Origin of the sequence: Enterobacter sp. AN-K1, from assembly GCF_020971765.1 — a bacterium.
Taxonomy (GTDB): Bacteria; Pseudomonadota; Gammaproteobacteria; order Enterobacterales; family Enterobacteriaceae; genus Enterobacter; species Enterobacter hormaechei_C.
Genome location: NZ_CP087390.1, coordinates 2,712,782 through 2,738,489, shown reverse-complemented (window position 1 = coordinate 2,738,489; position 25,708 = coordinate 2,712,782). Strand labels below are relative to the sequence as shown.

The 25,708-nt window shown below is 55.4% G+C and carries 29 protein-coding genes; 11 read left to right on the top strand and 18 right to left on the bottom strand.

From position 1 onward, the window contains the following. Window positions 1-187 precede the first annotated feature (187 nt). The gene (locus LOC22_RS13130) at window positions 188-1,525 is read left to right on the top strand and encodes a hemolysin family protein (protein WP_006810357.1); all 1,338 of its coding nucleotides are present in this window, start codon (window positions 188-190) and stop codon (window positions 1,523-1,525) included. 76 nt (window positions 1,526-1,601) lie between these two features. On the opposite strand, the gene LOC22_RS13125 is transcribed toward LOC22_RS13130, so the two are convergent. After that, window positions 1,602-1,808, bottom strand: coding sequence for a DUF1107 domain-containing protein (locus tag LOC22_RS13125; RefSeq protein ID WP_003856054.1), 207 nt, complete (start codon window positions 1,806-1,808; stop codon window positions 1,602-1,604). Between the two features lie 324 nt (window positions 1,809-2,132). On the opposite strand from LOC22_RS13125, the gene LOC22_RS13120 reads away from it, so the two are divergent. After that, on the top strand, window positions 2,133-2,690 hold the full coding sequence (locus tag LOC22_RS13120; RefSeq protein WP_017383934.1) for a YtfJ family protein: 558 nt from the start codon (window positions 2,133-2,135) through the stop codon (window positions 2,688-2,690). Here the strand turns inward: LOC22_RS13120 and cysQ are convergent. Continuing rightward, window positions 2,684-3,424 (bottom strand): 3'(2'),5'-bisphosphate nucleotidase CysQ, encoded by a 741-nt coding sequence (gene cysQ / locus LOC22_RS13115; protein WP_015572488.1) that lies wholly within the window; start codon window positions 3,422-3,424, stop codon window positions 2,684-2,686. The genes LOC22_RS13120 and cysQ overlap by 7 nt on opposite strands. A 190-nt stretch (window positions 3,425-3,614) precedes the next feature. On the opposite strand from cysQ, the gene LOC22_RS13110 reads away from it, so the two are divergent. Further along, window positions 3,615-5,558, top strand: a complete 1,944-nt coding sequence (locus tag LOC22_RS13110; protein WP_230238951.1) for a bifunctional 2',3'-cyclic-nucleotide 2'-phosphodiesterase/3'-nucleotidase — start codon at window positions 3,615-3,617, stop codon at window positions 5,556-5,558. 93 nt (window positions 5,559-5,651) lie between these two features. Here the strand turns inward: LOC22_RS13110 and LOC22_RS13105 are convergent, their stop codons facing one another. Beyond that, window positions 5,652-6,038 (bottom strand): winged helix-turn-helix transcriptional regulator, encoded by a 387-nt coding sequence (locus LOC22_RS13105; protein WP_017694660.1) that lies wholly within the window; start codon window positions 6,036-6,038, stop codon window positions 5,652-5,654. Between the two features lie 84 nt (window positions 6,039-6,122). On the opposite strand from LOC22_RS13105, the gene LOC22_RS13100 reads away from it, so the two are divergent. From LOC22_RS13100 to LOC22_RS13090, 3 genes are all read left to right on the top strand, one after another. Next, the gene (locus tag LOC22_RS13100; protein ID WP_047364837.1) at window positions 6,123-6,971 is read left to right on the top strand and encodes an SDR family oxidoreductase; all 849 of its coding nucleotides are present in this window, start codon (window positions 6,123-6,125) and stop codon (window positions 6,969-6,971) included. 81 nt (window positions 6,972-7,052) lie between these two features. Further along, on the top strand, window positions 7,053-7,877 hold the full coding sequence (locus LOC22_RS13095) for an AraC family transcriptional regulator (protein ID WP_017694662.1): 825 nt from the start codon (window positions 7,053-7,055) through the stop codon (window positions 7,875-7,877). Between the two features lie 75 nt (window positions 7,878-7,952). Further along, a complete protein-coding gene (locus LOC22_RS13090) occupies window positions 7,953-8,918 on the top strand; it encodes a DMT family transporter (protein WP_017383939.1) in 966 nt (321 codons plus the stop codon). A gap of 79 nt (window positions 8,919-8,997) precedes the next feature. Here LOC22_RS13090 and LOC22_RS13085 read toward each other — a convergent pair whose 3' ends face one another. Beyond that, window positions 8,998-10,647 (bottom strand): methyl-accepting chemotaxis protein, encoded by a 1,650-nt coding sequence (locus tag LOC22_RS13085; RefSeq protein WP_060460247.1) that lies wholly within the window; start codon window positions 10,645-10,647, stop codon window positions 8,998-9,000. 246 nt (window positions 10,648-10,893) lie between these two features. Here LOC22_RS13085 and ytfE point away from each other — a divergent pair, with 246 nt between their 5' ends. Further along, on the top strand, window positions 10,894-11,556 hold the full coding sequence (gene ytfE / locus LOC22_RS13080) for an iron-sulfur cluster repair protein YtfE (RefSeq protein ID WP_017383941.1): 663 nt from the start codon (window positions 10,894-10,896) through the stop codon (window positions 11,554-11,556). An 86-nt stretch (window positions 11,557-11,642) separates the two neighbouring features. Here ytfE and cycA read toward each other — a convergent pair whose 3' ends face one another. Both cycA and fklB read right to left on the bottom strand, forming a co-directional pair. Then, on the bottom strand, window positions 11,643-13,052 hold the full coding sequence (cycA, locus tag LOC22_RS13075) for a D-serine/D-alanine/glycine transporter (RefSeq protein WP_047364843.1): 1,410 nt from the start codon (window positions 13,050-13,052) through the stop codon (window positions 11,643-11,645). Window positions 13,053-13,366: 314 nt separating this feature from the next. Then, window positions 13,367-13,987: an FKBP-type peptidyl-prolyl cis-trans isomerase gene (gene fklB / locus LOC22_RS13070; protein WP_008502892.1), complete on the bottom strand. Its 621-nt coding sequence runs from the start codon at window positions 13,985-13,987 to the stop codon at window positions 13,367-13,369. A 231-nt stretch (window positions 13,988-14,218) separates the two neighbouring features. Here fklB and LOC22_RS13065 point away from each other — a divergent pair, with 231 nt between their 5' ends. Then, window positions 14,219-14,857: an OapA family protein gene (locus LOC22_RS13065; RefSeq protein ID WP_015572481.1), complete on the top strand. Its 639-nt coding sequence runs from the start codon at window positions 14,219-14,221 to the stop codon at window positions 14,855-14,857. Window positions 14,858-14,903: 46 nt separating this feature from the next. Here the strand turns inward: LOC22_RS13065 and LOC22_RS13060 are convergent, their stop codons facing one another. The 5 genes from LOC22_RS13060 to rpsF all read right to left on the bottom strand — a co-directional run bounded on the left by LOC22_RS13060 (window position 14,904) and on the right by rpsF (window position 17,425). Beyond that, window positions 14,904-15,833: a DMT family transporter gene (locus LOC22_RS13060; RefSeq protein ID WP_045350204.1), complete on the bottom strand. Its 930-nt coding sequence runs from the start codon at window positions 15,831-15,833 to the stop codon at window positions 14,904-14,906. Between the two features lie 152 nt (window positions 15,834-15,985). After that, window positions 15,986-16,435 carry a 50S ribosomal protein L9 gene (gene rplI / locus LOC22_RS13055; protein ID WP_006810372.1) on the bottom strand — a complete coding sequence of 150 codons (450 nt, stop codon included), beginning with the start codon at window positions 16,433-16,435 and terminating at the stop codon, window positions 15,986-15,988. A 41-nt stretch (window positions 16,436-16,476) separates the two neighbouring features. Then, window positions 16,477-16,704: a 30S ribosomal protein S18 gene (gene rpsR / locus LOC22_RS13050; RefSeq protein WP_000135199.1), complete on the bottom strand. Its 228-nt coding sequence runs from the start codon at window positions 16,702-16,704 to the stop codon at window positions 16,477-16,479. 4 nt (window positions 16,705-16,708) lie between these two features. Further along, on the bottom strand, window positions 16,709-17,023 hold the full coding sequence (priB, locus tag LOC22_RS13045) for a primosomal replication protein N (protein WP_003856035.1): 315 nt from the start codon (window positions 17,021-17,023) through the stop codon (window positions 16,709-16,711). Between the two features lie 6 nt (window positions 17,024-17,029). After that, complete coding sequence (gene rpsF / locus LOC22_RS13040; protein ID WP_003856034.1) at window positions 17,030-17,425, bottom strand: 30S ribosomal protein S6; 396 nt, start codon at window positions 17,423-17,425, stop codon at window positions 17,030-17,032. Between the two features lie 340 nt (window positions 17,426-17,765). Here rpsF and yjfY point away from each other — a divergent pair, with 340 nt between their 5' ends. Further along, window positions 17,766-18,041: a DUF1471 family protein YjfY gene (yjfY, locus tag LOC22_RS13035; protein WP_017383944.1), complete on the top strand. Its 276-nt coding sequence runs from the start codon at window positions 17,766-17,768 to the stop codon at window positions 18,039-18,041. 135 nt (window positions 18,042-18,176) lie between these two features. On the opposite strand, the gene LOC22_RS13030 is transcribed toward yjfY, so the two are convergent. From LOC22_RS13030 to ulaA, 6 genes are read right to left on the bottom strand one after another with little or no spacing between them, the layout of a single operon-like run. Beyond that, entirely contained in the window at window positions 18,177-18,863 is a 687-nt protein-coding gene (locus tag LOC22_RS13030) for an L-ribulose-5-phosphate 4-epimerase (protein ID WP_017383945.1), read from the bottom strand. After that, window positions 18,856-19,716 (bottom strand): L-ribulose-5-phosphate 3-epimerase, encoded by an 861-nt coding sequence (locus LOC22_RS13025; RefSeq protein WP_015572478.1) that lies wholly within the window; start codon window positions 19,714-19,716, stop codon window positions 18,856-18,858. The genes LOC22_RS13030 and LOC22_RS13025 overlap by 8 nt, the downstream gene beginning before the upstream one ends. Window positions 19,717-19,725: 9 nt before the next feature. After that, window positions 19,726-20,376, bottom strand: a complete 651-nt coding sequence (ulaD, locus tag LOC22_RS13020) for a 3-keto-L-gulonate-6-phosphate decarboxylase UlaD (protein WP_017694667.1) — start codon at window positions 20,374-20,376, stop codon at window positions 19,726-19,728. 12 nt (window positions 20,377-20,388) lie between these two features. Beyond that, on the bottom strand, window positions 20,389-20,856 hold the full coding sequence (ulaC, locus tag LOC22_RS13015; protein WP_023302961.1) for a PTS ascorbate transporter subunit IIA: 468 nt from the start codon (window positions 20,854-20,856) through the stop codon (window positions 20,389-20,391). A gap of 9 nt (window positions 20,857-20,865) precedes the next feature. After that, window positions 20,866-21,171: a PTS ascorbate transporter subunit IIB gene (ulaB, locus tag LOC22_RS13010; RefSeq protein WP_003856022.1), complete on the bottom strand. Its 306-nt coding sequence runs from the start codon at window positions 21,169-21,171 to the stop codon at window positions 20,866-20,868. Between the two features lie 12 nt (window positions 21,172-21,183). Next, entirely contained in the window at window positions 21,184-22,584 is a 1,401-nt protein-coding gene (gene ulaA, locus LOC22_RS13005; RefSeq protein ID WP_015572475.1) for a PTS ascorbate transporter subunit IIC, read from the bottom strand. A 359-nt stretch (window positions 22,585-22,943) separates the two neighbouring features. On the opposite strand from ulaA, the gene ulaG reads away from it, so the two are divergent. Both ulaG and ulaR read left to right on the top strand, forming a co-directional pair. Then, window positions 22,944-24,008, top strand: coding sequence for an L-ascorbate 6-phosphate lactonase (gene ulaG / locus LOC22_RS13000; RefSeq protein ID WP_006810379.1), 1,065 nt, complete (start codon window positions 22,944-22,946; stop codon window positions 24,006-24,008). Window positions 24,009-24,118: 110 nt separating this feature from the next. Beyond that, window positions 24,119-24,874, top strand: coding sequence for an HTH-type transcriptional regulator UlaR (ulaR, locus tag LOC22_RS12995; RefSeq protein ID WP_003856014.1), 756 nt, complete (start codon window positions 24,119-24,121; stop codon window positions 24,872-24,874). On the opposite strand, the gene yjfP is transcribed toward ulaR, so the two are convergent. Further along, window positions 24,871-25,593 carry an esterase gene (gene yjfP, locus LOC22_RS12990; RefSeq protein ID WP_015572474.1) on the bottom strand — a complete coding sequence of 241 codons (723 nt, stop codon included), beginning with the start codon at window positions 25,591-25,593 and terminating at the stop codon, window positions 24,871-24,873. The genes ulaR and yjfP overlap by 4 nt on opposite strands. Window positions 25,594-25,708 lie beyond the last annotated feature (115 nt).

The window sequence follows — 25,708 nt, the reverse complement described above, 5'->3', positions numbered from 1 at the left end:
TCGCCGGATCGGCCCCATGCCGGCCCGGCTTTTTTTGCCGAAAACGTGACCTCTGGCAGGTTTACACGTCTTTACGCTATACTACCGCTGAAATAATCGGCTCAACGCTACGAGCTGAGTTCAATGTGTCTTCACACGAATGGTATCAACTCCCCTTCTGAGGATCTGGCGAGAAGCCGGATAAACTATGTTAAACAGTATTTTAGTAATACTTTGTCTTATTGCCGTCAGTGCATTTTTCTCGATATCGGAGATCTCGCTGGCTGCCTCCCGTAAAATCAAACTGAAGCTGCTTGCCGACGAGGGCAACATCAACGCATCACGCATTCTGAAAATGCAGGAAAACCCCGGCATGTTCTTTACCGTGGTGCAGATTGGCCTGAACGCGGTCGCCATCCTTGGCGGTATCGTGGGCGATGCAGCGTTTTCTCCGGCGTTTTATAGCCTCTTTGTTAAGTACATGTCCGTAGAGCTGGCCGAGCAGTTGAGCTTCATCCTCTCCTTCTCCCTGGTCACCGGCTTGTTCATTTTATTCGCGGACCTGACCCCGAAACGCATCGGTATGATTGCGCCAGAAGCTGTGGCTTTGCGTATCATCAACCCGATGCGCTTCTGCCTGTATGTCTTCCGTCCGCTGGTGTGGTTCTTTAACGGCCTGGCGAACGTCATTTTCCGCATCTTCAAGCTGCCGATGGTGCGTAAAGACGACATCACCTCCGACGATATTTATGCGGTGGTGGAAGCCGGGGCGCTGGCAGGCGTGCTGCGTAAGCAGGAGCACGAGCTGATTGAGAACGTTTTCGAACTGGAATCCCGTACCGTGCCGTCCTCCATGACCGGCCGTGAAAACATCATCTGGTTCGATCTGCATGAAGACGAGCAGAGCCTGAAGACCAAAGTGGCGCAGCACCCGCACTCCAAGTTCCTGGTCTGTAACGAAGATATCGACCATATCATCGGCTATGTGGACTCCAAAGACCTGCTGAACCGCGTGCTGGCAAACCAGAGCCTGGCGCTGAACAGCGGCGTGCAGATCCGCAACACCCTGATAGTGCCGGACACCCTGACGCTCTCCGAAGCGCTGGAAAGTTTCAAAACCGCCGGGGAAGACTTCGCGGTGATCATGAACGAATACGCGCTGGTGGTGGGCATTATCACCCTCAACGACGTTATGACGACCCTGATGGGCGACCTGGTCGGCCAGGGGCTGGAAGAGCAGATTGTTCAGCGTGACGAAAATTCATGGCTCATCGATGGCGGTACGCCGATTGAAGACGTCATGCGCGTACTCGACATTGACGAGTTCCCGCAGTCCGGCAACTACGAGACCATCGGCGGCTTTATGATGTTTATGCTGCGTAAAATCCCGAAACGTACCGACTCGGTGAAGTTCTCCGGCTTCAAGTTTGAAGTGGTGGATATTGATAACTACCGCATCGACCAGCTGCTGGTAACGCGTATTGATAGCAAACCGACCGTGCTGGTGCCGAAACTGCCGGATGCCGAAGAGAAGGTGTCGGCGTAATCCTTTGTATGTCCCACAAACATCAACGGCTCCCATCGGGAGCCGTCTTTTTAACTACTACTGCATAGCACGTTGGTTAAGCCATCTCAGTTTGCAGACGCATAACCTGACGGTTGACTTCGGACATCACAGACAAGTGCTGTTTGTCCTTCACTTTTGGGATAAGGATTTTGCCCTTATCGAACTCAAAAGCGCCAACATCCTTGATGTACAACCGTCCACGGAACAGGATCTTCACGTACTTCGCCACCTGAAGCGGGTTGTAGCGTTGGAAAATTTTCATTCTTGTATCTCCTGCGAATCATACGCTCTTGCGGTGCCACAATCGGCCCGACTGTCCTGAGCGCAAATTTTGATGCCCAATGACTATAGACCAGAACCTCGTACTTACCCAGTGTGCATAAGTTTATTTACCGTTTGATTACAATTATTCAGAATAATCTTTGCAAAGCGTGATACAGCGCAGTATATGCCGTCGTTTTTGCATGGATATGTGCGTTCGCCCGCAATCTGGCATCGGGATTGCGGGAAAAGCCTATTGATCGCACTTATGATTAAAAGCGCATGACCAAGTGGTCGGATCACCTGCTAACAATAAGGAAACACCATGACCCTACGTAACCTCCTGGCAGCAGCTTGCCTGTTGCTGCCGCTGATGGCTTCCGCACACAACATTGAAAAAGGACAACGTGTCCCGCCGGTCGGGATTGCTGACCGGGGAGAATTGATTCTCGACAATGATAAGTTTAGCTATAAAGCCTGGAATAGCGCGCAGCTTGCGGGCAAAGTGAGAGTTGTACAACATATTGCCGGACGTACATCCGCTAAAGAGAAAAATGCCACCCTCGTGGAAGCGATCAAAGCCGCAAAACTCCCGCACGATCGCTACCAGACCACCACCATCGTGAACACCGACGACGCGATTCCCGGCTCCGGGATGTTTGTGCGCTCAAGCCTCGAGAGCAATAAGAAGCTCTATCCCTGGTCGCAGTTTATTGTCGACAGCAACGGCGTGACGCGTAAGGCGTGGCAGCTGGAAGAAGAGAGTTCAGCGATTGTCGTGCTGGACAAAAACGGTCGCGTACAGTGGGTTAAAGACGGCGCGCTGACGCAGGATGAGGTGCAGCAGGTGGTTGCCCTGCTGCATAAGCTACTGACTCAGTAAAGTGATACCCGGAAGCCCGGATTCAGGAATGACTCGCGCGGGGTGTAGTCCAGTGGCTTACCCTGCCAGTCATGCACATGCGCGCCAGCGGCCGCCGCCACCGCATGCCCTGCCGCCGTATCCCAGACGTTCGTCGGCCCGAAACGGGGGTACAGCTGCGCCTGCCCTTCCGCCACCAGACAGAACTTCAGCGACGAGCCAATCGACGTCGTCTGGTGTTCACCCAGCTGTTGCAGATACTCCTCCAGCTCGCTGTCACTGTGCGAGCGGCTGATCACCACCAGCGGAGGACGAGCATCACGCACCTGGATCTGCTTACGCACGCCGCACTCTTCCTTCCAGGCTTTACCTTCCGCCGCGCTGTACATTACTTTCATCACCGGGGCGTAAACCACGCCAAGCACCGCTTTTCCTTTTTCAATCAGGGCGATGTTGACGGTGAATTCACCGTTACGCTTGATAAACTCTTTCGTGCCGTCCAGCGGGTCGACAAGCCAGTAACGCTGCCAGTGCTGACGTTCATCCCAGCTCTGGGGCGCTTCTTCAGAAAGGACCGGAATATCCGGCGTCAGGGCCTGCAAACCTTTCAGGATCACCGCATGCGCCGCGATATCCGCCGCCGTCACCGGGGAGTCATCCGCTTTGCTGACAACATCCATCGGTTTCGCACCGTCGTACACCTGCATAATGGCATCACCCGCATCCCGTGCGAGCTGACAAATTTTATCTAACATTCTCCACCTCTTCGTTAACGCAGTGGGCATAACTTATTGTTTTAGTTATATCGTAATGTGAACAATTCCGCTATCTGTGAAGCAATTCTGGTTTCAGCGCCCTTTTTTCTGGCAGCATTCACACTTCTGTAAGCAACAAATACTACATACATATTCTTTTGTGGCTTGGATCGAAAAAAGGACTCCTCAGATGATTAAGTTTAGCGCAACGCTCCTGGCAACGCTGATTGCGGCAAGCGTTCAGGCAGCGACGGTGGATCTCCGTATTCTGGAAACCACCGATTTGCACAGCAATATGATGGACTTCGATTACTACAAAGATACCCCTACGGAAAAATTCGGACTGGTACGCACGGCAAGTTTGATCAACGCCGCCCGCGGTGAAGTGAAAAACAGCGTGCTGGTCGATAACGGGGACTTAATTCAGGGCAGCCCGCTCGGAGACTACATGGCGGCGAAGGGGCTGAAAAAAGGCGAGATCCATCCTGTTTATAAGGCAATGAATACGCTGGACTATGCCGTCGGCAACCTGGGCAACCACGAATTTAACTACGGCCTGAAATACCTGCACGACGCGCTGGCAGGCGCAAAATTCCCGTACGTTAACGCCAATATCATCGACGTTAAGACGAAGAAGCCGCTCTTCACCCCTTATCTGATTAAAGAGACCGAGGTTGTCGACCAGGACGCTAAAAAACAGACGCTGAAAATCGGCTATATCGGTTTTGTGCCGCCGCAGATCATGACGTGGGATAAAGCCAACCTCGACGGGAAAGTGACCGTCAACGACATTACCGAAACCGCGCGCAAATACGTGCCGGAGATGCGGGTGAAAGGGGCGGATGTGGTCGTCGTCGTGGCGCACTCTGGCCTCTCGGCCGACCCGTATCAGGTGATGGCTGAGAACTCCGTGTACTATCTCAGCCAGGTGCCGGGCGTGGATGCGATCCTGTTTGGTCACGCCCACGCCGTCTTCCCGGGCAAAGATTTCGCTGATATCAAAGGCGCGGACATCGAAAAAGGGACGCTCAACGGTGTGCCATCGGTGATGCCGGGCATGTGGGGCGACCACCTTGGCGTGGTGGATCTGGTGCTGAATAACGACAGCGGAAGCTGGAAAGTCACGCAGTCGAAAGCGGAAGCGCGTCCGATCTACGACGCAGCGGCCAAAAAATCTCTGGCAGGGGAAGATAAAAAGCTGGTCGACATCCTGAAGCATGACCACGACGCGACGCGTGAATTTGTCAGCAAGCCGATCGGTAAATCGGCTGATAACATGTACAGCTTCCTCGCGCTGGTACAGGATGACCCGACCGTGCAGGTAGTCAACATGGCGCAGAAAGCCTATGCGGAGCACTATATTCAGGGCGATCCGGATCTGGCAAATCTGCCGGTACTGTCTGCCGCGGCGCCATTCAAAGTGGGCGGGCGGAAGAACGATCCGGCCAGCTACGTTGAGGTGGAGAAAGGCCAGCTGACCTTCCGTAATGCCGCCGATCTCTACCTCTATCCCAACACCCTCGTAGTGGTGAAAGCTACCGGGAAAGAGGTGAAGGAGTGGCTGGAGTGCTCTGCCGGGCAGTTCAACCAGATCGATCCGCACAGCAGCAAACCGCAGTCGCTGATTAACTGGGACGGTTTCCGCACCTACAACTTCGACGTGATCGACGGCGTGGAATATCAGATTGACGTTACCCAGCCCGCGAAATATGACGGCGAATGTCAGGCCATTAATCCGCAGGCAGAACGTATCAAAAACCTGACCTTCAACGGCAAAGCGATTGATCCGAATGCCACTTTCCTGGTGGTGACCAACAACTACCGCGCCTATGGCGGCAAGTTTGCCGGTACGGGTGACAGCCACATCGCCTTTGCCTCGCCGGATGAGAACCGTTCGGTGCTGGCGGCGTGGATCAGCGCGGAGTCGAAAAAGACGGGTGAAATTCATCCGGCGGTGGATAACAACTGGCGACTTGCGCCGATCCACAGCGACACTAAGCTGGATATTCGCTTTGAGACATCTCCGTCCGATAAAGCAGCCGCGTTTATCAAGGATAAGGCGCAGTATCCGATGCAAAAGGTCGCGACGGATGATATTGGATTCGCGATTTATCAGGTGGATTTGAGCAGGTAGCGATGATTGTGCCGGGTGGCGGCTTCGCCTTACCCGGCCTACGCGCAATCCTCGATCCCGTAGGCCGGGTAAGCGCAAGCGCCACCCGGCATTTTATGCCGCACGCTCTTCCCGGTTTGCCATCACCTGCGGCGTATTGACCTCAATCCAGTCGGCCAGCGCGGCCACCTTCTCGCTTACCTCCTGCCCCATCGGCGTCAGGCTATACTCCACATGCGGCGGCACGACCGGATACGACACGCGATCGACAAACCCGTCATGCTCCAGCGCCTGTAAAGACTGAGCCAGCATCTTCTCGCTGACGCCGCCCATCTTGCGGCGCAGATCGCTGAAGCGATGCGTCCCCTGACGTAACGCCACCAGGATCAGCACGCCCCAGCGGCTGGTTACGTGTTTGAGCACCTCCCGTGACGGGCACTGTTCCGCAAAGAGGTTGCCATCGCGCATTTGCTCGCTGAGCGTTGGTATTGTTGTTTTCATACTTACCTTTTTGTACGTACTTACTAAAAGTTAGTTATGGTGATAGTGTGCCACAACACCAGACAAACACGAAGGAGATTCATCATGATCGCGATTACCGGCGCAACTGGCCAGCTTGGCCAACACGTTATTGAAGAACTGCTGAAAACCGTTCCGGCCAGCCAGATCGTGGCTATTGTGCGTAACCCGGCGAAAGCCGAAGCGTTGCGTCAGCAAGGGGTCGTTGTGCGTCAGGCGGATTACACCGATGAAGCCGGATTTACCACCGCGCTGAACGGCGTGGATAAACTGCTGCTCATCTCCTCCAGCGAAGTGGGCCGGCGTGCCGTACAGCACCAGAACGTGATAAACGCCGCCAAAGCCGCCGGGGTGAAATTCATCGCCTATACCAGCCTGCTGCATGCTGACAAATCTCCGCTGGGTCTGCACGTTGAGCACGTCGAAACCGAAAATGCCCTGGCGGCCTCCGGCGTGCCTTACGCCCTGCTGCGCAACGGCTGGTACACCGAAAACTACCTGGCAAGCGCGCCGCCAGCGCTGGAACACGGCGTATTTATGGGTGCCGCAGGCGAAGGCAAAATTGCCTCTGCGACCCGTGCGGATTACGCGGCGGCGGCAGCGAAAGTGATTTCTGAAGAGGGTCATGCCGGCAAGGTGTATGAACTGGCGGGTGATAATGCCTGGACGCTGAGCGAACTGGCTGCGGAACTGAGCAAGCAGAGCGGTAAGCCGGTAACGTATCAGAACCTCAGCGAAGCCGATTTCGCCGCTGCGCTGAAGGGCGTTGGTCTGCCTGCCGGGCTGGCGGAGATGCTGGCGGACTCCGACACCGGCGCGTCCAAAGGCGGCCTGTTCGACGACAGCCGTACCCTGAGCAAACTGATCGGCCGCCCAACCACATCACTGGCGGAAAGTGTCAAAGCCATCCTGTAGTTGTTAAAAATTGGTTATTTTTTGTGGCATCCCCTCGGGTCATCTCTGATAATGAAGCGATGACCCACAAGGAGGCTTACCGTGCAAGGCGTACCGGAACAGTTCACTGATGAGAGAGACAGCGCGCGCTTTCGCCATCTGGCGCAGCTGCCGGGCCTGGAGCTTTATCACGCCCATATCTCTGACTACGCCTTTGAGCCTCACACTCATGAAGCCTTCGGTATCGGCACCATCGAAACCGGTGCCGAACGCTTCCGCTATCGCGGTACCCAGCATCTTGCCGCGGAAAAATCCGTCGTGACCATGAACCCGGACGAGATCCACACCGGGGAATCCGCCACCGAAGGCGGCTGGCGCTACCGGATGGTCTACATCGAACCCGACCTGCTGGAAGAGGTTACCGGCCTGCGTCACTGGTGGTTTAATGACGTCACGCGCCACGACCCTTTGCGCTCGCAGCAGATTGGCCGGTTAATTTACGGCCTGTGGCACACCAACGATCCGCTGGCGCAGAAGGGGCTGCTACTGGATTTGATTCAGACTTTTCAGCCGCTGGCCCACCATGCGCCGGTGGTGCAGGAGGCCGCGCACCGCTTCGAACGCGTTCGCGATTATCTGCACGACAACTATATGCGCTCGCTGACCCTGGACGAGCTGGCTAACGTTGTCTCGCTCAGCCCGTACCATTTTCAGCGCCAGTTCAAAGCCCATTTCCACGTTACGCCCCACCAGATGCTGATGGCCATCCGGCTGTGGCGTGCAAAGGCATTCCTCACCCACGGCATGCCCGCCGCCGAGGTGGCCGCCGCGACCGGGCTGACCGATCAGTCGCATTTAACCCGCGCCTTCACCCGTCGCTACGGCATCACGCCCGTGCGCTACCAGAAACAGGTTATGCCGCGCTAATGCGCAACCTCATACAATACGCGCGCGTTTTGCCCTCCTACACTGATCGCAAAGTGAATCAAGATGGATGGAAAAATGATTAGCGGCGTGTTGTATGCCCTGCTTGCGGGTTTGATGTGGGGGCTGATTTTTGTCGGCCCGCTGATTGTGCCGGAGTACCCGGCAATTTTGCAGTCGACCGGACGTTACCTGGCGCTGGGGCTGATTGCCGTGCCGCTGGCGTGGCTGGGGCGCGCGCGTCTGCGTCAGCTGGGCCGCCAGGACTGGCTCACCGCGCTGGCGCTGACCATGATGGGTAATCTGATCTACTACGTCTGTCTGGCGAGCGCCATTCAGCGCACCGGTGCGCCGGTGTCCACCATGATTATCGGCACGCTGCCGGTGGTCATCCCGGTTTTCGCGAACCTGCTTTACAGCCAGCGTGACGGCAAACTGGCGTGGTCAAAAATGGCGCCCGCTCTGGTCTGCATCGCCGTGGGGCTGGTGTGCGTGAATATTGCCGAGCTTCGCCACGGCCTCGAAAACTTCAGCTTGTGGCGTTACGGTTCAGGGATCTTTCTGGCGTTTATCTCGGTTGTCTGTTGGGCCTGGTATGCCCTGCGCAACGCACGCTGGCTGCGGGAAAACCCGGATAAACATCCGATGATGTGGGCGACGGCGCAGGCGCTGGTCACCCTCCCTGTCTCGTTGCTGGGCTATGTGGGCGCGTGTGTCTGGCTGGGTAGCCAGCAACCGGCATTTACCCTGCCCTTCGGACCGCGCCCGTGGGTATTCGTCGGGCTAATGGTCGCCATTGCCGTGCTCTGTTCGTGGGTGGGCGCGCTGTGCTGGAACATTGCCAGCCAGAAGCTGCCGACGGTGATACTGGGGCCGCTGATTGTCTTTGAGACACTGGCCGGGCTGCTCTATACCTTCCTGATGCGTCAGAGCGTGCCGCCGCTGCTAACGGCCTGCGGGATCGCGCTGCTGGTCGTTGGGGTGGTGATTGCGGTGAGAGCGAAGCCGGAAAAACCGATGGTCGTTCCGGCGTCGGAGGGGTGAGCTTTTCGCCCAGCGGCGCTTCGCTTGCAGGGCCTACAAACCGTAGGCCGGGTAAGCGTCAGCGCCACCCGGCACAGTATCAGAACGTTTCCCAGTTCGCTTCAGACGCCGCCGCGACGGGCTGCGCTTTAGGTGCATAGGTCTTTACCGGCGCGGCTTTCACCGCCTGGTTACGGGTGATCTTAAACACCGCCACCGCGTCGTTCAGGCGTGCAGCCTGATCCTCCAGCGCCGCCGCTGCCGCCGCAGACTCTTCCACCAGCGAGGCGTTCTGCTGGGTGACGCGATCCATCTCCGCCACCGCCTGACCCACCTGGTCGATACCGCGGCTCTGTTCGTCGGAGGCCGACGCAATCTCACCCATGATGTCCGTCACGCGCGTAACCGCATCGACGATCTCCGCCATCGTCGCGCCCGCTTCATTTACCAGCTGAGAACCCGCGTTGACGCGTTCGCCGGAATCATCGATCAGCGCTTTGATCTCTTTCGCCGCCTGTGCGCTGCGCTGGGCAAGGGTACGCACCTCGCCCGCGACAACCGCGAAGCCACGTCCCTGCTCGCCCGCGCGCGCCGCTTCTACCGCCGCGTTCAGCGCCAGAATATTGGTCTGGAAAGCAATGCCGTCGATCACGTTAGTAATTTGCGCGATTTTGCTGGAACTGGTGGCGATTTCGTCCATGGTGCGCACAACGCCCTCGACCACGTTACCGCCCTTCTTCGCGGTGGAGGAGGCGTCCAGCGCCAGACGCGACGCCTGACGCGCGTTATCGGCGTTTTGCTTCACGGTGGCGGTTAACTGTTCCATGCTGGCTGCCGTCTCTTCCAGAGAAGCGGCCTGTTGCTCGGTACGAGAGGAGAGATCGTTGCTGCCCGCCGAGATTTCACCCGCGCCGGTGTAGATGGTATCTGCGCCTTCACGCACCACGCCCACCGTGTTGGCCAGCGCAGTCTGCATCTCCTGAACGTTGCGCGCCAGGATCGCCATTTCATTTTTACCCTCAGCCTGAATCGGCTGGGTTAAATCCCCTGCGGCAATGGCGCGGATATGGTTGATCACCTCTTCCAGCGGCAGCAGCAGCACGCGGCGCATCGCAATCCAGCTGGAAATAATCACCGCGATCACCAGCAGCATCACCGCAGAAAGGATCCACAGAATGCGTTTGTAGTCGCTTTCATTGTCCTGGATACCTTTGGCGGTCAGCGCGGCCTGCGCCTCACGCCACTCGCGATAAACCTTTTGCATCGCGGTCTGCTTCTGTTCGGCATTTTGTTTGAACATATCTTCCAGATTGCCCTGCCCCAGCAGAACGTTCATTTGCGTCAGCGTGGCGGAGTAGACGCGGTACTGCTCTTCCAGGCGATCGGCCAGGTGCTCGTCCATACCCGGCGTTTCCGGCAGCGCGTAGTATTTATCGTAATGGGTCTGGGCATCGGCCAGCAGGTTTTTCGCGGTATTGACCAGCTCGTTCAGCTGTCCGCCGTTAATCTGCGACGCCATGCTGCTTTGCAGGCGCAACATGCCGCGGTTGAGAGTGACGCGCGCCTGGTTCAGGCTGATCCAGGCGTCGGTAAACTCCGCGACGTTCTGGCTGGAAAGCTGAGAAACGGTGAAGTTCTCTTTATCGTTATTGAGTGCGTTAATGAAAATGCCGGCGGAGATCAGCTGCATGATGCCGAGCACAAGCAGCACCGAAATCAAAAGAGTAATGACTTTTATACGTTTAAACATGCGTTGCCTTTTTTATATACAGGTATTGTCTGACCTGTATCTATCGGCACGCGCGGCAGGTTGTTTACTGTTTCTCCACCTTTAAAAACTTTCGAAAGCCCTTTTCTGCATTCAATCAGCAAGTTAAAAGCACGCTTTTTTTTGTGATCCCCTTCTCATTTTCACCCTTGCCTCTAAAGGGTTATAGTATCCACCTAAAGATGCATTTAAAATGCATCTTATATTTCTGATGATGAGGTAACTGCTATGGCCTTCCGCGACCAACCCTTAGGCGAGCTGGCGCTCTCCATCCCTCGCGCTTCTGCGCTGTTCCGTAAATACGATATGGATTACTGCTGCGGTGGTAAGCAAACGCTGGCGCGCGCAGCGTCGCGTAAAGAGCTGGATGTGGAGGCTATCGAAGCGGAGCTGGCTCAGCTGGCTGAACAGCCTGTCGACAAAGACTGGCGCACCGCGCCGCTGGCTGAAATCATCGACCACATCATTGTGCGTTACCACGATCGTCACCGCGAGCAGCTACCGGAGCTGATTTTACAGGCGACCAAAGTTGAACGCGTTCATGCCGATAAACCTTCCGTACCGCGCGGCCTGGCGAAATACCTGACCATGCTGCACGAAGAACTTTCCAGCCACATGATGAAAGAGGAGCAGATCCTCTTCCCGATGATCAAACAGGGCATGGGCAGCCAGGCCATGGGGCCCATCAGCGTGATGGAAAGCGAACATGATGACGCCGGCGAACTGCTGGAAGTGATCAAACACACCACCGACAACGTCACACCGCCACCAGAAGCGTGCACCACCTGGAAAGCCATGTACAATGGCATTAACGAGATGATCGACGATCTGATGGAACACATTAGTCTTGAGAATAACGTTCTGTTCCCGCGTGCATTATCGGGTAAATAAAAAAGCCCGGTGGCGCTAGCGCTTACCGGGCCTACAACATCCGCGAACGTAGGCCGGGTAAGCGTCAGCGCCACCCGGCAACATGCTTAGCGCATGCCCGCCATACGTTTCTTACCGATAAATAGCCAGCCCAGCCCCAGCGCGATAAACCACAGCGGCGTGACCATCAGCGCCTGTCGGGTATCTTCTTCCAGCGTCAGCAGCACCAGCACGAAGACAAAGAACGCCATGCACACCCAGCACATCAGCTTGCCCAGCGGCATCTTGTAGATCGACTTCTCGTGCAGGTGTGGACGCTGCTTGCGGTACACCAGGTACGAGCAGAGGATGATGGTCCAGACGAACATAAACAGGATCGCCGACACCGTGGTGATCATGGTGAACGCGCCGATTACGCTCGGGTTGACGTAGAGCATCACCACACCACCCAGCAGACAGATGCAGGAGAAGGTCAGCCCTTTCGCCGGTACCGCGCGTTTAGACAGTTTGGCAAAGGCGCCCGGAGCAACGCCCTCCTGCGCCAGACCGAACAGCATACGGCTGGTGGAGAAGACGCCGCTGTTCGCGGAAGAGGCCGCAGAGGTCAGCACCACGAAGTTAATCAGGCTCGCGGCAGCAGGCAGCCCCACCAGCACGAACAGCTCGACGAACGGGCTCTTGGTTGGCACCACCGAGCTCCATGGCGTCACGGACATAATGACGATCAGCGCGAACACGTAGAACATGATGATACGCAGCGGAATGGAGTTGATCGCGCGCGGCAGGGATTTCTCTGGATCTTTGGTTTCCGCCGCCGTGGTACCGACCAGCTCAATCCCGACAAACGCAAACACCGCAATCTGGAAGCCGGCAAAGAAGCCGCTGATCCCTTTCGGGAACCAGCCGCCGTCATTCCACAGATGGGCAAACGAGGCCTGTACGCCGGTTGGCGACTGGAAGTGCGTCAGCACCATCACCAGCCCGACGACAATCAGCGCGATGATGGCGACGATTTTGATCATCGCGAACCAGAACTCCATCTCACCGAACATTTTAACGGTGGCGAGGTTCAGGCTCAGCAGCAGAACAATCACCGCCAGCGAGGCCACCCAGTCCGACAGGCCGGGGAACCAGAATTGGGCGTAGGCCGTAATAGCGACAACATCCGCCATGCCGGTAACCACCCAGCAGAACCAGTAGGTCCAGCCGGTAAAATAGCCCGCCCACGGGCCGAGCAGGTCTGACGCGAAGTCGCTGAAGGATTTGTATTCGAGATTCGAGAGCAGCAATTCACCCATTGCACGCATCACGAAAAAGAGCATAAAACCGATGATCATATAAACGAAGATGATCGACGGGCCGGCAAGACTGATGGTTTTGCCCGAGCCCATAAACAGCCCGGTGCCGATGGCTCCACCAATGGCAATAAGCTGAATGTGACGGTTCGTGAGATTTCGCCGTAGCGACTGTTCAGACGTCGCCTCTTCTGCGGCGGCGACTTTGACCTGATCTACCATGTGATATTTTCCTGTTTATGCCTGTCTGTGTTGTTAAGGCTCTTCTGGCCTTTATATACGCCAAATAAATGACGGACCCTGTGTAAGGACTAATCGATAGTAGGTAAGAATCGGCGGGATGAATACTATGATTTGAATATTATGTTAATAATATGTTGAAAGTGAGTGTCATATCACTCATACAGCGCGAAACAGCTCACAAAAATACACGTAACAGTTTCGTTTGCAATACAAAATGTTGATTTCGTCGTAACTCCGGGTTTTATCGCTATTTTCCTCTCCCCGATCGGAGAGAGGAAAATAAGAAAAACCGATTACAGGATTTCCAGCAGCTCGACTTCAAACACCAGGGTGCTGAATGGCGGAATGGACGCGCCAGCGCCACGCTCGCCGTAAGCCAGGTTGTGCGGGATAGTGAGTTCCCATTTGGAACCTACTGGCATCAGGGTCAGGGCTTCGATCCAGCCTGCGATAACGCCGTTGACCGGGAACTCAGCCGGTTCGCCACGTGCGACGGAGCTGTCGAACACGGTACCGTCGATCAGCTTACCGGTGTAGTGTACGCGAACGTGGTCGGTACGCGCCGGGATTGCGCCATCACCCTGATTGATTACGCGGAACTGCAAGCCGGACTCGGTGCTGTTCACGCCTTCACGCTCACGGTTCTCTTCCAGATATTTCACGCCTTCTGCCGCCATCTCTTCGAAACGCGCGCGACGTACGGCGTCAGCACGTTCGTGGATTTCACGCAGCGCACGGTGCACAACGTCAACCGGCACAGCGGGCTGCTTGCCTTCCAGCGCGTCAGCGATACCCGCCACCAGCGCTTCCGGTAACAGACCTTCCAGGCCGGATTCGCTCAGCTGCTGTCCTACCTGCAAGCCGATGCCGTAGCTTGCCTGCGCTTCGATAGTGTCAAAAGTCGGGGTGGTCATGGGTTTTCCTTCCATCACATTTAAAGTAGCGGGCAGCATATCAGCCATGCCCTTATGGGTAAAACTTTGTCTTAAGTAAAGGTGACAAACTGCGACGAAACGGAAACAATAGTAGCCGTCAGGATTTTCCCTAATATATGTCACGAAAGCTGGCTTTGTTACGCCCATCAGGCAGTTAGCAAACTACACTTCTCAGGACAGGATAAAAAGACGCGGAGCAGGAGGAGAGCCATGCCCGGGCGATTTGAACTGAAACCTACCCTGGCGAAAATCTGGCATGCGCCGGATAACTTTCGCATCATGGACCCGCTGCCGCCTTTGCACCGCAGAGGCATTATTATCGGCGCGTTGCTGATCGTCATCGGCTTCCTGCTTCCTTCCGGCAGTGACAACGTTGATACCGCGCCGGTCAGCCGGAATGCTGAGCTGGATATCCAGTCGCAAAGCCAGCCGCAGCCTGATTCACAGCCGATGCAGACGCAGCTGGTCACACCGTCTAACGATCCGGGCCAGGTTGCGCCGGTTGAACCTGAACCGGTTCAGGAAGATCAGGAGCAGGCCGCCGCCCCTTCAGAGCCACAGGCGCAACAGCCCACCGGCATTGAGCAGCAGTGGCGTTCGTATCGCGTAGAGCCTGGGAAAACTCTTGCCCAGCTGTTCCGCGACCACAATCTGCCAGCAACGGATGTGTATGCCATGGCGCAAGTCGAGGGGGCAGGCAAACCGCTCAGCAACCTGCAAAATGGTCAGATGGTGCAGATCCGCCAGAATGCCAGCGGGGTGGTGACCGGGTTAACGATCGATACCGGAAACGGGCAGCAGGTACTGTTTACCCGCCAGCCGGACGGCAGTTTCATCAGAGCACGTTAATGGCCCAGGCCGGGTAAGGCGATGCCGCCACCCGGCACTTTTGTTCTCAGGCACGCCGTTTATTCACCCACCCGATCCCCGAGCAGACCAGCACCAGCGCAATCGCGTATTTGATGTCCAGAATGTTTTCGCCGAGGAAGATGGCGGAGAGCACCGTCCCTGCTACAGGTATGACAAAGTTGAACGGGGCAATCATACTCACGCGGTTTACTTTCAGCAGCGCGCTCCACAGGGCGAACGCCACGGATGAGAGCAGCGTCAGATACCCCAGCACGGCGACGGCTTTCATGCTGTGCACCTCCAGCGTCCCGCCCGTGGCATAGCCTCCCGCAACCAGTGCCGCCCCGCCTATCCCCAGCTGCCAGCCAGTCATCACCGTCGGGTCAACGGTCTGGGAAATGCGTTTACCGTAAAGCGTGGCCGCAGAGAGAATAAAGGCGGCCAGCACCACAAATCCGTCACCTTTCCAGACAAACTGGAACTCACTTAACCCGCTGTGGAAGTTCACCAGCATCACCCCGGCAAAGCCCAGAACACATCCCAGCGTTTTGTTATAGCTGAGTTTGTCGTTGTGGTAGATAAAGTGCGCCAGCAGCACGCTGAAGAAGGTCCCGGTGGCATTCATGATGGAGCCGTTCACCCCGGTCGTGTAGGCCAGGCCGATATAAAAGAAGGTGTACTGGAGGGAGGTCTGCGTCAGTCCGAGGATCGTGAGCTGGCCAAACTGCGTGGGCGTGAGCCTGCCAATCGGCTTTCGCTGGGCCAGGGCAAAAAGCAGCAGCAACGCGCCGGCAAACAGAAAACGGTATCCGGCAAAGACGACTTTGGAGGGGATATCATCGGTCGCGATCTGAAAGAGTTCGTAGCCACTTTTAATGGCCGGGTACGAGCTTCCCCAAAGCAGACAGCAGAGCGTGGCGCAGGCATAGGCCACATTGCGACGGGCAAAGACGGGCGTGGGCAGAGCAGTATCCATGACAAATCTCATAAATAAAATTGCGTTTCAATTTATTATCAGAGAATGCGTCAGGAATAGCGACCTTACAAGAGCAAAAGATGACGCAGGGTCACGCTAAAAAGCAAAACGCCGGCACAAGGCCGGCGCTTCGACGCGAGCAGAGTAAAAAATTACTCAGCTACTACGTTAACAACCAGTTTAGCGAACACTTCGCTGTGAACCTGGAAGTCAACTTCGTGCTCACCAGTGGTACGCAGAACGCCGTTCGGCATACGAACTTCGCTCTTAGCCACTTTAACGCCTGCCGCAGTAACTGCATCAGCGATATCGCGGGTACCGATGGAACCGAACAGTTTACCTTCGTCGCCAGCTTTAGACGCGATAGTAACGGTGCCCAGTGCGTTGATTGCTTCAGCGCGAGCGTTAGCAGCCGCCAGAACGTCAGCCAGTTTGGCTTCCAGTTCAGCACGACGTGCTTCGAAAAACTCTACGTTTTTCTTAGTAGCTGGAACAGCTTTACCCTGTGGAACCAGGAAGTTACGAGCGTAACCCGCTTTAACGTTTACCTGATCACCCAGGCTGCCCAGGTTTGCTACTTTATCAAGCAGAATAACTTGCATTACCTTATCCTCTTAAAGTCGTATTAATGGACCGTGCCCGATTACTGATGACGATCAGTGTACGGCAGCAGAGACAGGTAGCGAGCGCGTTTGATAGCGCGAGCCAGCTGACGCTGATATTTTGCACGAGTACCGGTGATACGGCTTGGGACAATCTTACCGCTTTCGGTGATGTAGTTTTTCAGCGTTGCGATATCTTTATAGTCGATCTCTTGAACGCCTTCCGCGGTGAAACGGCAGAACTTGCGACGACGGAAATAACGTGCCATATGGCTAGTCTCCAGAATCTATCAAATCAATCTGCTCGGCATGCAGAACCATTTTGCTCAGGCCGTTCTTTGCCTTGTGGCAAGAAATGAACCCCTGAACGATTACTGCGCTACCGACCGTTAAACTGTGAGTAATGGCCTGGTTTTCGTGTCCGCTAATAATCACGGGCATTTGGCACCACGCCTGCCGGTGAAACCCGGCTTCCTCTTGCACAGAACGATGCTCAAGCACGAACTGGCAATGCGGAATTCCTGATGGGCTGACCTTTCGAAGGGGGGTCCTGCACACGGTGCCGGACAACACCAGACGGTTGGTCATCAGAAATTACTCTTCAGAATCCCCAGCATCAGAATCATCTGCGGTTTCGTTTGCGAAATCATCGCGACGCTCACGGCGCTCGTCTTTCGCTTTAACCATCGGAGATGCTTCGGTCACTGCGTGTTTGGTACGCATAACCATGCTGCGGATAACGGCATCGTTGAAGCGGAAGGTAGTTTCCAGCTCATCGATCACTTCCTGCGGAGCTTCAACGTTCATCAGAACGTAGTGTGCTTTGTGCAGTTTGTTGATCGGGTAAGCCAGCTGACGGCGGCCCCAGTCTTCCAGACGGTGGATCGTGCCTTCTGCACCAGTGATGGCAGCAGAGTAACGCTCGATCATGCCCGGAACCTGTTCGCTCTGGTCAGGGTGGACCATAAAAACGATTTCGTAATGACGCATCGAATTGCTCCTTACGGATTATTCAGCCTCCTGTCTGGGTCAGCCGAGGCCCGGGGAGGCAAGGAACGTGTTAAAGGTCGGCTGAAAAATTGACGCGTCATAATACTTGCGCCCCCCAGGAAACTCAAGCTGATTGCACAAATAATTCGCACAAAGGGTAAAGCTGTTCTAAGTGGGTGATTTAAAATCGCACTCATCAGAAGCGCTGTTTTTTTGAACAACACCATCAGAAATGGTCACCCATCGCAATCCGGGTAGCGATTACACTTTAATCAGAGACACGGAACAGAGAAGGAGAACATTACCCCGTATCACAGCACGCAGTCGTGGAGCGCATATCATGAAAAGAATCGCAATCGCCATTTTGGCTGCGCTTTTGCTCAGTGCAAACGCGATGGCAGCCATCAGAATAGACAGCCAACAGGCCAGAAACATGGATGATGTGCAGAGCTTAGGCGTTATTTACATCAATCATAACTTCGCCACTGAAAGTGAAGCAGATCAGGCGCTTAATGAAGAAACCGATGCGCAGGGCGCAAAATACTATCACGTCATGCTGACACGTGAGCCCGGCAGCAACGGTAATATGCACGCCAGTGCAGATATTTATCAGTAACGCTTTATCGCTAGCACCAGGAAAGCCAACGAAAATCAAAGCCATATATAATTTGCCCCCTGCCCGGGGGCTTTTTTTATGAATGGCTCCGGAATACCACCGGTTACAACTGTTTCGGTATTCCAGAGCACTTATTCACTTCTGCCCGTAATAAGCATTCGGGCCGTGCTTACGCATGAAATGCTTGTTCATCAGGTAATCATCAATGCCCTGAAGCTGTGGATTAATGCCGCGCGCAATCCACGCCATTCTGGCCACCTCTTCCATCACCACCGCGTTATGCACGGCGTCATGCGCATCTTTACCCCAGGAGAACGGACCATGCTGGTACACCACAATACCCGGCGTATGCAGTGGTTCCGTCTCACCCAGCGTTTCGATAATGACCCTGCCGGTGTTAAGTTCGTACTCGCCTTCGACCTCAGCCTGCGTTAACGCTCGCGTGCAGGGAATATCGCCGAAGAAGTAATCTGCGTGCGTCGTACCCAAAGCAGGGATCGCCAGCCCGGCCTGTGCCCAGGCGGTGGCGTGCGTGGAATGGGTATGCACAACGCCCCCCAGAGACGGGTAACGCTGATACAGCGCCAGGTGGGTTGCCGTATCTGAAGAAGGGCGCCATTTGCCTTCAACGACGTGTCCTTCCAGGTCAACCACCACCATATCGTCCGCTTTCATGGCGTCATAGGCCACGCCGCTCGGCTTAATCACCACCAGCCCCTGCTCGCGATCGATGGCGCTTACGTTGCCCCAGGTAAACGTCACCAGTCCATAGCGCGGGAGATCCATATTGGCTTCAAAGACCTGCTGTTTCAGCTTAAGCATGTTCCGCCTCCATCAGCCCTGCCCGCGCCATGCGCTCGCGCACCCAGTCCCGGGCTTTCGCCACTTCTGCCGCCGGGTCGTCCGCGGTTTCGCTCCACATCTCAATCAGGTAAGGCCCGCAATAACCTGTCTGTTTGAGCGTCTGGAAGCACCGTTCGAAATCCACCACCCCGGTGCCGAACGGTACGTTTTTAAACACGCCAGGACGGGTATCTTTAACGTGCACCGCCACGATATGCCCGATGCCCGCCTGAAGCTCCATCTGTACGTCGTTATCCCATGCCGACAGGTTTCCGATATCCGGATAAAGCTGGAACCATGGGTTGTTCAGATAGTGCGCATAGCCCAGCGCCTTGCTGATGGAGTTCATCAACGGATAATCCATGATCTCCATCGCCAGCGTCACCTGCGCACGGCTTGCCATCTCAACGCTCTCTTTCAGGCCCTCCCGGAAACGACGGCGCGTTTCATCGTTGGCTTCCTGATAGTAAACATCGTAACCCGCCAGTTGGATCACGCGGATGCCGACATCCTGTGCAAAGCGAATGGCTTTACGCATGATCTCCAGCCCTTCGGCGCGTACGGCATCATCTTCGCTGCCAAGCGGAAAACGACGATGAGCGCTCAGGCACATGGATGGCACGCGTACGCCGGTTTCGGCAATGGCGCTCACCAGCGCCAGACGCTGGTCGCGGCGCCAGTCCAGGCGAGAAAGACGCTCGTCCGTCTCATCCACCGACATTTCGACAAAATCGAAACCCAACTGCTTCGCCAGCTGTAACCGCTCCAGCCAGCACTCCCCCGCAGGGAGTGCCTTTTCATAGATGCCAAGCGGGACCTGTTTTGACAACATACCCGCTCCTTAACCCCAAAGCTGAGCGATTGAGCGTTTGAACTGACGCGCCGCTTCCACCGGAGACGCAGCATCACGAATGCTACGACCGGCAATAAAGACGTGAATCGGGATACCCTGGAACAGCGGCAGATCCTCCAGCGCCAGGCCACCGGTGACGGTCACTTTGAAGCCCATATCGGCCAGACGTTTGATCGCGCTGATATCAGCTTCGCCCCACGCCACGCCTGCGGCCTGCGCATCACGGCTACGGTGATAAACCACCTGCTGGATACCCGCTTCGCGCCACTCCTGCGCCTGCTCCCAGGTCCAGAAACCAGTCAGTTCAATCTGCACGTCGCCGTTGAACTCTTTCGCCACGTCCAGCGCGCCTTTCGCGGTGTTGATATCCGCACAGCAGATCACGGTGACCCAGTCGGCATTGGCTTCAAAGCACATGCGAGAGAGGATTTTGCCCGCGTCGGCGATTTTGGCATCCGCAAGCACGATTTTATGCGGATAGAGCGCCTTCAGGTCACGAACCGCACGAACGCCTTCGCCCACGCACAGAATGGTGCCGACTTCGATGATGTCCACTTCTTCCGCAATCAGACGGGTGGTTTCGTAAGCGTGAGACAGAGTCTGGTTATCCAGCGCGACCTGCAACATTGGTAATGACATTTTCAATTCCTCTTAAACGGCCGCCGCAGTGGCGTTATCAATTAAATCCAGCACGTCCTGCGCGGTACGACAGGCGCGTAAACGGTCAAAATTAGCTTCATCATCAAACAGATTGACGATCTGCATGATCCCCACCTCCTGGTGGGTGTTGGCATCGACAGCCGCCATGGTGATCAGAATGTCGACCGGGTCGTTATCTTCGTGGTTGAACACCAGTGGTTTTTTCAACGTCACCAGCGCAAAACCGGTTTTCTTGACGCCCTCTTCGGGACGGCCATGCGGCATTGCCAGCCCCGGGGCAATCACAAAATAGGGTCCAAACTGCGCCACGCCATCCAGAATGGCCTGGTAATAACGCGGCTCGACAACGTCCGCCTTAACCAGCAGGTCCACGCCCAGCTTCACCGCTTCCTGCCAGGTGCTGGCTTCGGCCTGTAAAAGGATGGAGTTATTCTCTGCCAGCGAATCACGTAGTTTCATGTGGCATCCTTACTTCACGTCTTGTGGGAAGTGTTCTTTGATCACTTCCAGCAGCTTTGGCCCGAAATCCGCAGGCGACAGCATGTTGCGTACGCCTACCACGTATTTGTTGCCCGACACGCTAATCTCGCCGGCAATGTGCGTTGAGGCGATGATGATGTCCGCGCCGTTCAGTTCACTTTTGTATTCACCCACTGCGCAGCTGTTCACCGTGTGGTCAATGTTTGACTGGGTTAAAAACTGGTCCACTTTCATCTTCATGATCATGGAGCTACCTTGCCCATTGCCACACACAGCCAGGATACGTACGGTCATAATCGAAACTCCTTAATGAGCAGACACTTCTGCTGTTTGTTTTTCTGCATCTTCTTCAGCCCGCAGCGAACGGCCAGCGAAGAACATATAAGCCAGGGCAATCAGGATGATGACGGCCATAAAGACCAGCCCGACGGACGCAAAGCCCTGCATCATCGGCGGCGCCAGAATTGACCAGTCCGCCATGCCCATCCAGGCGCTCATGCCGGTGAGCTTGACCGCCCACACGCACCCGAAGATTTCAACCATGCCCATCACCAGGCAGATCTTGAGCGCTGCGCGCCATCCGCCGAAGTGGTTAGCAAACACGCCGATAGTGGCGTTGGAGAAGAACATCGGGATAAAGCCAGGAATAATCAGGATTGAGGAGCCACAGCCCACCAGGATGCCGACCGCAATCAGCTGGCCGATGGTGCCCCACATAAAGCCCCAGACGACGGCGTTTGGCGCAAAGCTATAGATAGCCGCACAGTCAATCGCCAGCACCGCGCCAGGGATCAGGCGCTGGGAGATGCCGTTAAACGCTTCCGACAGTTCGGCGACGAACATACGCACGCCCTGGGTGATGATGAAAATGGCCACCGCGAAGGAGAAACCGGTTTGCAGGATATAGACCGTCCAGTGGGTTTTACCCGCCATCGCCTGCACCACGTCAATGCCAAAGGAGAGCAGGATGGCACCGAAGAAGATGGTCATCACAATTGCCGTGGAGACGATGTTGTCGTGGAAGATATTCAGCCAGCCAGGCAATTTGAGGTCTTCAACACTCTCCTCTTTTTTGCCCAGGTACGGCGCAACTTTGTAAGCAATCCAGGAGGCGAACTGCTGCTGGTGACCGATGGAGAAGCCGCAGCCGTCCGTAACGTCCTGCGTTGGCTTATACATCATGTTGGAGGTGATGCCCCAGTAAAGCGAGACCAGTATTGCCGTGCAGATGACGGTGGTCCACATTGGGTAGCCGAAGATATAGAGAGAAACCGCAATCAGCCCCGCCTGCTGGAACATGATGTGCCCGGTGAGCATGATGGTGCGAATACCGGTGATGCGGCGCAGGAGCACGTAAATGATGTTCAGCGCCAGCGCGAGCAGTACCGCATACCCAACCCAGCTGTACGCATCCCCCATACGATCGATGGTGGCCATCATGGACGCGTAAGTGTCAGAGATGGCGCCGTTAATGCCGTACACCTCTGACATTTTGGCAACAACCGGCTTAAACGTGCTGGTCAGAATGCCAGACCCCGCCTGCAACAGCATAAAACCAATGATGGTTTTGATGGTGCCTTTGATAATCACGCTGACGCTTTTGCGCAGCAGGATGTACCCCAGGCACGTCACGATACCCAGCAACAGCGGGGCGTTGGTCATTACCTGATTAAAGAACACGGTAAAGACGTTGTAGAGGATCTCCATAACTCTCTCCAGAAAATGAGAACACGAGGGGCAATCCCTGTGTGGTTGGTGTCATCACTCTATTAATCACAAATAATCATCACAAGATTGCATTTGATTATTTGTGACGGATCACGCAATTTATTTCCATGGTATTAGTAATGATTTTCACTACCAATCCAAACAAATAAATAAATTCTTAAATTTCAATGCATTAATCATTTATAACGGTTATCTTAACAACGTCATGAAGTTTTTTCTGTGAGGTGGCGAGGGGAATTTTCCGCAAATCAACCATTGCAAATCGATTAAAACAGTGCCAGCATTAATCACAACAAGTCATATAGTGATTACTTTTGATTAAAACCAGGAGTCAAACGATGAGTAAAGTGAAAACCATCACCCGTGAATCATGGATTCTGAGTACCTTTCCGGAGTGGGGTAGCTGGCTGAACGAAGAGATCGAGCAGGAACAGGTTGCTCCTGGCACATTTGCGATGTGGTGGCTGGGCTGCACCGGGATCTGGCTGAAATCAGAAGGCGGCGCCAACATTTGTGTTGATTTCTGGTGCGGCACCGGCAAACAGAGCCACGGCAATCCACTGATGAAAAAAGGCCACCAGATGCAGCGTATGGCCGGCGTTGAAAAGCTCCAGCCGAACCTGCGCACCACGCCTTTCGTGCTGGATCCTTTTGCCATTCGTCAGATCGACGCCGTACTCTCTACCCACGATCACAACGATCATATCGACGTGAACGTGGCGGCAGCGGTAATGCAAAACTGCGCGGACGACGTACCGTTTATTGGGCCGCAGACCTGCGTGGATTTGTGGATTGGCTGGGGCGTGCCAAAAGAGCGCTGCATCGTGATGAAGCCGGGCGACGTAGTGAAAATCAAAGACATTGAAATTCACGCGCTGGATGCCTTTGACCGTACCGCGCTGATCACCCTGCCTGCCGACCAGAAAGCCGCAGGCGTACTGCCAGACGGGATGGATGAGCGCGCGGTGAACTACCTGTTCAAAACGCCTGGCGGTTCCCTGTATCACAGCGGTGACTCCCACTACTCCAACTATTACGCGAAGCACGGTAACGAGCATCAGATTGACGTGGCGCTTGGCTCTTACGGTGAAAACCCGCGCGGGATCACCGACAAAATGACCAGCGCAGACATGCTGCGTATGGCCGAAGCGCTGAACACCAAAGTGGTGATCCCGTTCCACCACGATATCTGGTCAAACTTCCAGGCCGATCCGCAAGAGATCCGCGTCCTGTGGGAGATGAAAAAAGACCGCCTCAAGTATGGCTTCAAGCCGTTCATCTGGCAGGTTGGCGGCAAGTTCACCTGGCCGCTGGATAAAGACAATCTTGAGTACCACTACCCGCGTGGTTTCGATGATTGCTTTACGATTGAACCCGATCTGCCGTTCAAATCCTTCCTCTGATTCTGAGGCCCAATCGCCAGACCTTGCGTCTGGCGATGTCATATTTATCTTAGTAATTTCACGCTATTTCAAATATCATCTTTTCAAATCAATTCTTATCGGAATAGCTCATGACGGAAGCGCAACGGCATCAAATTTTACTGGAACTCCTGGCGCAAACAGGGTTTATCACCGTCGAGAAAGTGATCGAACGTTTAGGGATCTCCCCCGCTACCGCGCGGCGGGACATTAACAAGCTGGATGAGAGCGGCAAGCTGAAAAAAGTCCGCAACGGTGCAGAGGCCATCAGCCAGCAGCGTCCACGCTGGACGCCGATGAACATCCACCAGGCGCAGAATCACGATGAAAAGGTGCGGATTGCCAGAGCGGCATCACAGCTGGTAAATCCTGGAGAAAGCGTGGTGATCAACTGCGGTTCGACGGCGTTTCTGCTGGGCCGTGAGATGTGCGGCAAGCCGGTGCAGATCATCACCAACTATTTGCCGCTGGCCAACTATCTCATTGACCAGGAACATGAAAGCGTGGTGATCATGGGCGGCCAGTATAACAAGAGCCAGTCCATCACCCTGAGCCCGCAGGACAGTGAAAACAGCCTCTACGCCGGGCACTGGATGTTTACCAGCGGCAAAGGTCTGACGGCGGATGGCCTGTATAAAACCGATATGCTCACCGCAATGGCAGAGCAGAACATGCTTAACGTAGTGGGCAAACTGGTGGTGCTGGTCGACAGCAGCAAGGTCGGTGAACGCGCCGGCATGCTTTTCAGCCGCGCCGAGCAAATCAGCATGGTGATCACCGGCAAAAACGCCAACCCCGAGATCCTCAGCAAGCTGGAGGATCAGGGTGTCACAGTGCTGCGCGTTTAAAGGTGCTGACGGAAGAATTCCACGGTTGACTCCAGCGCGGCCGGGGTAATACGGTGCCGGACACCTGCTCCCCACAGGCAGGTCAGATTGCTGTCCAGCCCTTCACGCTGTAGAGCCTGTTGCAGGCGGAACGTTTCACCGGGCGGTACGACGTCATCGGCGTCCCCATGCCACAGAAGCAGCGGACGATCGGCCAGCTGCGAAAGCGCATGGCTGACGTCCCATTCAGACAACAGGGCCTCAATCTCCTGAGGGGCCTGCGGCGGGAACAGCGTCTTTGCCAGTGACGTAAAGTAGCCCGATCCCATCAGGCAAGCGACAGACGTCACCTCCGGATGCCTGGCCATGATTCCCAGCGCCGTCATTCCGCCCATTGATGCGCCTGCGACCGCCAGCCGTTTCCCCTCCACCAGCCCGGCCTGCAAGAGCGCGTCACGCAGCCCGGCGAACTCGGTCAGATTGCCGTGCAGCGTTTGCCAGAACAGCCCCAGCCGCGCCTGCTCATCGCCCGTAAAGCGTGCCCCATGATTCGGCGCATCAGGCATGACCACCCGGAAACCGGCCTGCGCCAGCGCGACGGCAAAATAGCTGTAGACCAGCTTCGAGGAGAGAAAGCCATGATAGAAAACTACCGTCGGCAGCGGCTGTTCATCTTTACCAGCCGGAAAAGCATGGATGATTTCATGCCCACTCAGCTGGCGAGTTTCAATTTCAATCATTGTCGATCCTGTGCTGATGAATGATTCATAATGTTGAGAGCTGGATTACGGTTTCACGATATTTTCATTCGAAATCTTCGTCCCAGATAACACTTCGGGAACATTCCCCCAAAAC

Coding starts and splice junctions, on each gene's coding strand:
- LOC22_RS13100 (WP_047364837.1), top strand. CDS start 6,123: ATGATCGCGATTACCGGCGCAACTGGCCAGCTTGGCCAACACGTTATT.
- fklB (WP_008502892.1), bottom strand. CDS start 13,987: ATGACCACCCCGACTTTTGACACTATCGAAGCGCAGGCAAGCTACGGC.
- LOC22_RS13025 (WP_015572478.1), bottom strand. CDS start 19,716: ATGTTGTCAAAACAGGTCCCGCTTGGCATCTATGAAAAGGCACTCCCT.
- ulaA (WP_015572475.1), bottom strand. CDS start 22,584: ATGGAGATCCTCTACAACGTCTTTACCGTGTTCTTTAATCAGGTAATG.
- LOC22_RS13110 (WP_230238951.1), top strand. CDS start 3,615: ATGATTAAGTTTAGCGCAACGCTCCTGGCAACGCTGATTGCGGCAAGC.
- yjfY (WP_017383944.1), top strand. CDS start 17,766: ATGAAAAGAATCGCAATCGCCATTTTGGCTGCGCTTTTGCTCAGTGCA.
- ulaD (WP_017694667.1), bottom strand. CDS start 20,376: ATGTCATTACCAATGTTGCAGGTCGCGCTGGATAACCAGACTCTGTCT.
- LOC22_RS13125 (WP_003856054.1), bottom strand. CDS start 1,808: ATGAAAATTTTCCAACGCTACAACCCGCTTCAGGTGGCGAAGTACGTG.
- LOC22_RS13105 (WP_017694660.1), bottom strand. CDS start 6,038: ATGAAAACAACAATACCAACGCTCAGCGAGCAAATGCGCGATGGCAAC.
- yjfP (WP_015572474.1), bottom strand. CDS start 25,593: ATGATTGAAATTGAAACTCGCCAGCTGAGTGGGCATGAAATCATCCAT.
- rpsF (WP_003856034.1), bottom strand. CDS start 17,425: ATGCGTCATTACGAAATCGTTTTTATGGTCCACCCTGACCAGAGCGAA.
- rpsR (WP_000135199.1), bottom strand. CDS start 16,704: ATGGCACGTTATTTCCGTCGTCGCAAGTTCTGCCGTTTCACCGCGGAA.
- ulaR (WP_003856014.1), top strand. CDS start 24,119: ATGACGGAAGCGCAACGGCATCAAATTTTACTGGAACTCCTGGCGCAA.
- ulaC (WP_023302961.1), bottom strand. CDS start 20,856: ATGAAACTACGTGATTCGCTGGCAGAGAATAACTCCATCCTTTTACAG.
- LOC22_RS13065 (WP_015572481.1), top strand. CDS start 14,219: ATGCCCGGGCGATTTGAACTGAAACCTACCCTGGCGAAAATCTGGCAT.
- ulaG (WP_006810379.1), top strand. CDS start 22,944: ATGAGTAAAGTGAAAACCATCACCCGTGAATCATGGATTCTGAGTACC.
- rplI (WP_006810372.1), bottom strand. CDS start 16,435: ATGCAAGTTATTCTGCTTGATAAAGTAGCAAACCTGGGCAGCCTGGGT.
- cycA (WP_047364843.1), bottom strand. CDS start 13,052: ATGGTAGATCAGGTCAAAGTCGCCGCCGCAGAAGAGGCGACGTCTGAA.
- LOC22_RS13130 (WP_006810357.1), top strand. CDS start 188: ATGTTAAACAGTATTTTAGTAATACTTTGTCTTATTGCCGTCAGTGCA.
- priB (WP_003856035.1), bottom strand. CDS start 17,023: ATGACCAACCGTCTGGTGTTGTCCGGCACCGTGTGCAGGACCCCCCTT.
- LOC22_RS13085 (WP_060460247.1), bottom strand. CDS start 10,647: ATGTTTAAACGTATAAAAGTCATTACTCTTTTGATTTCGGTGCTGCTT.
- LOC22_RS13120 (WP_017383934.1), top strand. CDS start 2,133: ATGACCCTACGTAACCTCCTGGCAGCAGCTTGCCTGTTGCTGCCGCTG.
- ulaB (WP_003856022.1), bottom strand. CDS start 21,171: ATGACCGTACGTATCCTGGCTGTGTGTGGCAATGGGCAAGGTAGCTCC.
- LOC22_RS13060 (WP_045350204.1), bottom strand. CDS start 15,833: ATGGATACTGCTCTGCCCACGCCCGTCTTTGCCCGTCGCAATGTGGCC.
- cysQ (WP_015572488.1), bottom strand. CDS start 3,424: ATGTTAGATAAAATTTGTCAGCTCGCACGGGATGCGGGTGATGCCATT.
- LOC22_RS13090 (WP_017383939.1), top strand. CDS start 7,953: ATGATTAGCGGCGTGTTGTATGCCCTGCTTGCGGGTTTGATGTGGGGG.
- ytfE (WP_017383941.1), top strand. CDS start 10,894: ATGGCCTTCCGCGACCAACCCTTAGGCGAGCTGGCGCTCTCCATCCCT.
- LOC22_RS13030 (WP_017383945.1), bottom strand. CDS start 18,863: ATGCTTAAGCTGAAACAGCAGGTCTTTGAAGCCAATATGGATCTCCCG.